Raw genomic sequence first — 5,396 nt, forward strand, 5'->3', positions numbered from 1 at the left:
AGCCAACCTGCGAAGTGCGGCGCAAAGTTCTTTAAAGATTCGGTAGTATAACGGGTAGGTGAGTAAGCGAAAGCATGTGCTTACCTGTTAAAAAATTAAAGCCAGGTTTCACGGAAAGATATAAGACGGGCCATTTAAGAATGGCCTGAAGATTGATTCTTTTTTGTGATACAAACAAAATAGGGTCAGCGAGAGAACTAAACATACAATGGAGAGTTTGATCCTGGCTCAGGATGAACGCTAGCGGCAGGCCTAATACATGCAAGTCGAACGAGATTGAGGGGCTTGCTCTTCATGAAAGTGGCGCACGGGTGCGTAACGCGTATGCAACCTGCCTTTACCAGGGGGATAGCCTCTCGAAAGAGAGATTAACACCGCATAATATCATAGAACGGCATCGTTTGATGATCAAATATTTATAGGGTAAAGATGGGCATGCGTGTCATTAGCTTGTTGGTGAGGTAACGGCTCACCAAGGCGACGATGACTAGGGGATCTGAGAGGATGACCCCCCACACTGGTACTGAGACACGGACCAGACTCCTACGGGAGGCAGCAGTAAGGAATATTGGTCAATGGGCGCAAGCCTGAACCAGCCATGCCGCGTGCAGGAAGACGGCCCTATGGGTTGTAAACTGCTTTTGCAGGGGAATAAACCCCCGTATGTATACGGGGCTGAATGTACTCTGAGAATAAGGATCGGCTAACTCCGTGCCAGCAGCCGCGGTAATACGGAGGATCCAAGCGTTATCCGGATTTATTGGGTTTAAAGGGTGCGTAGGCGGCCTGTTAAGTCAGGGGTGAAAGACGGTAGCTTAACTATCGCAGTGCCCTTGATACTGATGGGCTTGAATGTACTAGAGGTAGGCGGAATGTGACAAGTAGCGGTGAAATGCATAGATATGTCACAGAACACCAATTGCGAAGGCAGCTTACTATGGTATTATTGACGCTGAGGCACGAAAGCGTGGGGATCAAACAGGATTAGATACCCTGGTAGTCCACGCCCTAAACGATGAACACTCGATGTTAGCGATATACAGTTAGCGTCAAAGCGAAAGCGTTAAGTGTTCCACCTGGGGAGTACGCCCGCAAGGGTGAAACTCAAAGGAATTGACGGGGGCCCGCACAAGCGGAGGAGCATGTGGTTTAATTCGATGATACGCGAGGAACCTTACCCGGGCTTGAAAGTTACTGAACTTACCAGAGATGGTAGGGTCCGCAAGGACAGGAAACTAGGTGCTGCATGGCTGTCGTCAGCTCGTGCCGTGAGGTGTTGGGTTAAGTCCCGCAACGAGCGCAACCCCTGTGGATAGTTGCCAGCATGTAAAGGTGGGGACTCTATTCAGACTGCCTGTGCAAACAGAGAGGAAGGAGGGGACGACGTCAAGTCATCATGGCCCTTACGTCCGGGGCTACACACGTGCTACAATGGGCAGTACAGAGGGCAGCTACACTGTAAGGTGATGCCAATCTCAAAAAGCTGTTCACAGTTCGGATTGAGGTCTGCAACTCGACCTCATGAAGTTGGATTCGCTAGTAATCGCGTATCAGCAATGACGCGGTGAATACGTTCCCGGGCCTTGTACACACCGCCCGTCAAGCCATGGAAGCTGGGGGTACCTGAAGTATGTCACCGCAAGGAGCGTCCTAGGGTAAAACCGGTAACTGGGGCTAAGTCGTAACAAGGTAGCCGTACCGGAAGGTGCGGCTGGAATACCTCCTTTCTGGAGGTGAGACCTGAGTGATAATCCCGTTATACTACCAAATTCTTTAATAAAGGAAATCAAAAGACACAAAAGGAAACCCGTTAAGGTGAGCCCTCAGAGGTGAATACCAAATAAGATGGGTTGCGTGATGAACAGTCTCGTAGCTCAGTTTGGTTAGAGCACTACACTGATAATGTAGGGGTCAGCAGTTCAAATCTGCTCGAGACTACAGGGGAAGCTATCAGCCTGAGGCTATAGCTGTCAGCCTTCACACGGGGAATTAGCTCAGCTGGCTAGAGCATCTGCCTTGCACGCAGAGGGTCAACGGTTCGAATCCGTTATTCTCCACACCGCCGAAACCTTTTAGGAGGGATTAAGCATAGACCGGAACACCGCTAGGGTTATTAGGGTTGATAAGTTCTTTGACATATTGGAAGAAATAATTGAAAGAGAAGACAACAGTAGGGATACTGTCGGGGCTCTGAGTAAAGGAGGGAGTGATCCTGAGCGTACAAGGACACGATAGTTGACCAAACGCATACCGTAGCGAGCAAAAGCGTTACAGGTAGAAGAAAGTAAGAAAGGGTGCACGGGGGATGCCTTGGCTCTCAGAGGCGATGAAAGACGTGATAAGCTGCGATAAGCTGCGGGGATTGGCAAATACGAATTGATCCGCGGATTTCTGAATGGGGAAACCTAATTAGTTGAAGACTAATTGTATAATACGCGAACGTGCTGAACTGAAACATCTAAGTAAGCATAGGAAGAGAAAATAATAATGATTTCCTGAGTAGTGGCGAGCGAAAGGGAAAGAGCCCAAACCAGTTATGTTACGGCATAATTGGGGTTGTAGGACCACGATATCGATACTAAATTGAACCGGAACGGGGTGGGAAACCCGGCCATAGAGCATGAGAGCTGCGTACGGGTAAGAGATAGTAAAGTAGTGGTATCCTGAGTACCGCGAGGTCGGAGACGCCTTGTGGGAATCTGCCGGCACCATCCGGTAAGGCTAAATACTCCTGAGAGACCGATAGTGAACCAGTACCGTGAGGGAAAGGTGAAAAGAACCCCGAACAGGGGAGTGAAATAGAACCTGAAACCGTGCACTTACAAGCGGTCGGAGCATCCAAGTGGTGTGACGGCGTGCCTTTTGCATAATGAGCCTACGAGTTACTCTTCCCTGGCAAGGTTAAGTGGTTAAGCCACGCAGCCGAAGCGAAAGCGAGTCTGAACAGGGCGCATAGTCAGGGGAGGTAGACGCGAAACCTTGTGATCTACCCATGGACAGGTTGAAGGTGCCGTAACAGGTACTGGAGGACCGAACCGATAAACGTTGAAAAGTTTCCGGATGATCTGTGGGTAGGGGTGAAAGGCCAATCAAACTGGGAAATAGCTCGTACTCCCCGAAATGTTTTTAGGAACAGCGTGGATATTAAGTTTCATAGAGGTAGAGCTACCAATTGGGTGCGGGGGAGTCAAATCCTACCAAATCCAGATAAACTCCGAATGCTATGAAATATGATCTGCAGTGAGGCGCGGGGTGCTAAGGTCACGCGCCGAGAGGGAAAGAACCCAGACCATCAGCTAAGGTCCCTAAATTACCGCTAAGTTGAACTAACGAGGTCCGATTGCACAGACAGCTAGGATGTTGGCTTGGAAGCAGCCATTCATTTAAAGAGTGCGTAACAGCTCACTAGTCGAGCGATCGGGCATGGATAATAAACGGGCATCAAGTGGTATACCGAAGCTATGGATAGAATTTATTCTGTGGTAGGGGAGCATTCTAATATCGGTGAAGCGGCCTGGTAATGGGCCGTGGAGAGATTAGAAAAGCAAATGTAGGCATAAGTAACGATAATCCTGGTGGGAAACCAGGACACCGAAAGACTAAGGTTTCCTGATCAACGCTAATCGGATCAGGGTTAGTCGGGGCCTAAGGATAATCCGGGTGGAGATTCCGATGGACAACGGGTTAATATTCCCGTACTTTTTATAACTGCGATGTGGTGACGGAGTAGTGACACTGCCGCGAACTGACGGAATAGTTCGTTGAAGGCCGTAGGTATATTACCCCCAGGCAAATCCGGGGGTTTTGCTGAAAGCCGATAGTACCTGAAACCTTCGGGGGACGGGATAGTGCAGGTAATCAGACTTCCAAGAAAACCCGCTAAGCTTCAGGTTATAAAAACCCGTACCGTAAACCGACACAGGTAGTTGGGGAGAGAATCCTAAGGTGCTCGAGTGAATCATGGCTAAGGAACTCGGCAAAATGGCCCTGTAACTTCGGGAGAAGGGGCTCCATCAGTAATGGTGGACGCAGTGAAAAGGCCCAGGCGACTGTTTAACAAAAACACATGGCTTTGCAAAATCGAAAGATGAGGTATAAGGCCTGACACCTGCCCGGTGCTGGAAGGTTAAGAGGGGATGTCATCGCAAGAGAAGCATTGAATCGAAGCCCCAGTAAACGGCGGCCGTAACTATAACGGTCCTAAGGTAGCGAAATTCCTTGTCGGGTAAGTTCCGACCTGCACGAATGGTGTAACGATCTGGGCGCTGTCTCAGCCATGAGCTCGGTGAAATTGTGGTATCGGTGAAGACGCCGGTTACCCGCAACGGGACGGAAAGACCCCATGCACCTTCACTACAGCTTAACATTGATATCTGATACAGGATGTGTAGGATAGGTGGGAGACTGTGATCTGGCTTCGCTAGGAGTCAGTTAGTCAACGTTGAAATACCACCCTTTCTGTATTGGGTGTCTAATCCCGCAAAGCGGGAGACATTGTTTGGCGGGTAGTTTGACTGGGGTGGTCGCCTCCAAAAAGGTAACGGAGGCTTTCAAAGGTAAGCTCAGTACGCCTGGTAACCGTACGGGGAGTGCAATAGCATAAGCTTGCTTGACTGTGAGGCAGACAAGCCGAGCAGGGTCGAAAGACGGATATAGTGATCCGGTGGTTCTGCATGGAAGGGCCATCGCTCAAAGGATAAAAGGTACGCTGGGGATAACAGGCTGATCTCCCCCAAGAGCTCATATCGACGGGGAGGTTTGGCACCTCGATGTCGGCTCGTCACATCCTGGGGCTGGAGAAGGTCCCAAGGGTTCGGCTGTTCGCCGATTAAAGTGGCACGCGAGCTGGGTTCAGAACGTCGCGAGACAGTTCGGTCCCTATCTGTTGTGGGCGCAGGAAGTTTGAGTGGGGCTGACCTTAGTACGAGAGGACCGGGTTGGACTAACCTCTGGTGAATCTGTTGTCACGCCAGTGGCATTGCAGAGTAGCTACGTTGGGAATAGATAAGCGCTGAAAGCATCTAAGTGCGAAACTAGCCACAAGATGAGACTTCCATATAGGGTCCCGGTAGACTACCGGGTTGATAGGCTATAAGTATAAAGGTGGTAACATCAAAGCTGAGTAGTACTAATTGCCCGAAGCTTTCTCACAGCAGGTTTAATAAGGTTATGCCCGGAGCGTCTGACGTGAGGGGTATAACCGCAACGAATCATATTGTCGTCTTTTCTACAATTATTTCTTTCGATCATGTTAAAATATTGGGTCGTCAGCAGGCGGCCAGGATCTTCAGGTGCCTATATCGGCGGTGTCCACCTCTTCCCATCCCGAACAGAGAAGTTAAGCCCGCCAGAGCCAATGGTACTGCCGTAAAAGGTGGGAGAGTAGGTCGGTGCCA

At 49.9% G+C, this 5,396-nt stretch carries 2 tRNA genes and 3 rRNA genes; all 5 read left to right on the forward strand.

Features of this window, described 5'->3' with window-relative positions:
- Window positions 1–205 precede the first annotated feature (205 nt).
- A 16S ribosomal RNA gene (locus tag GS398_RS22040) occupies window positions 206–1,727 on the forward strand.
- Between the two features lie 136 nt (window positions 1,728–1,863).
- Window positions 1,864–1,938, forward strand: a tRNA-Ile gene (locus tag GS398_RS22045).
- Window positions 1,939–1,983: 45 nt separating this feature from the next.
- Window positions 1,984–2,057: transfer RNA gene (locus GS398_RS22050), tRNA-Ala, on the forward strand.
- 221 nt (window positions 2,058–2,278) lie between these two features.
- Window positions 2,279–5,151, forward strand: a 23S ribosomal RNA gene (locus GS398_RS22055).
- Between the two features lie 136 nt (window positions 5,152–5,287).
- Window positions 5,288–5,396: ribosomal RNA gene (gene rrf, locus GS398_RS22060) — 5S ribosomal RNA — on the forward strand; the annotation flags it as partial.

The organism is Hufsiella ginkgonis, assembly GCF_009834915.1.
Taxonomy (GTDB): domain Bacteria; phylum Bacteroidota; class Bacteroidia; order Sphingobacteriales; family Sphingobacteriaceae; genus Hufsiella; species Hufsiella ginkgonis.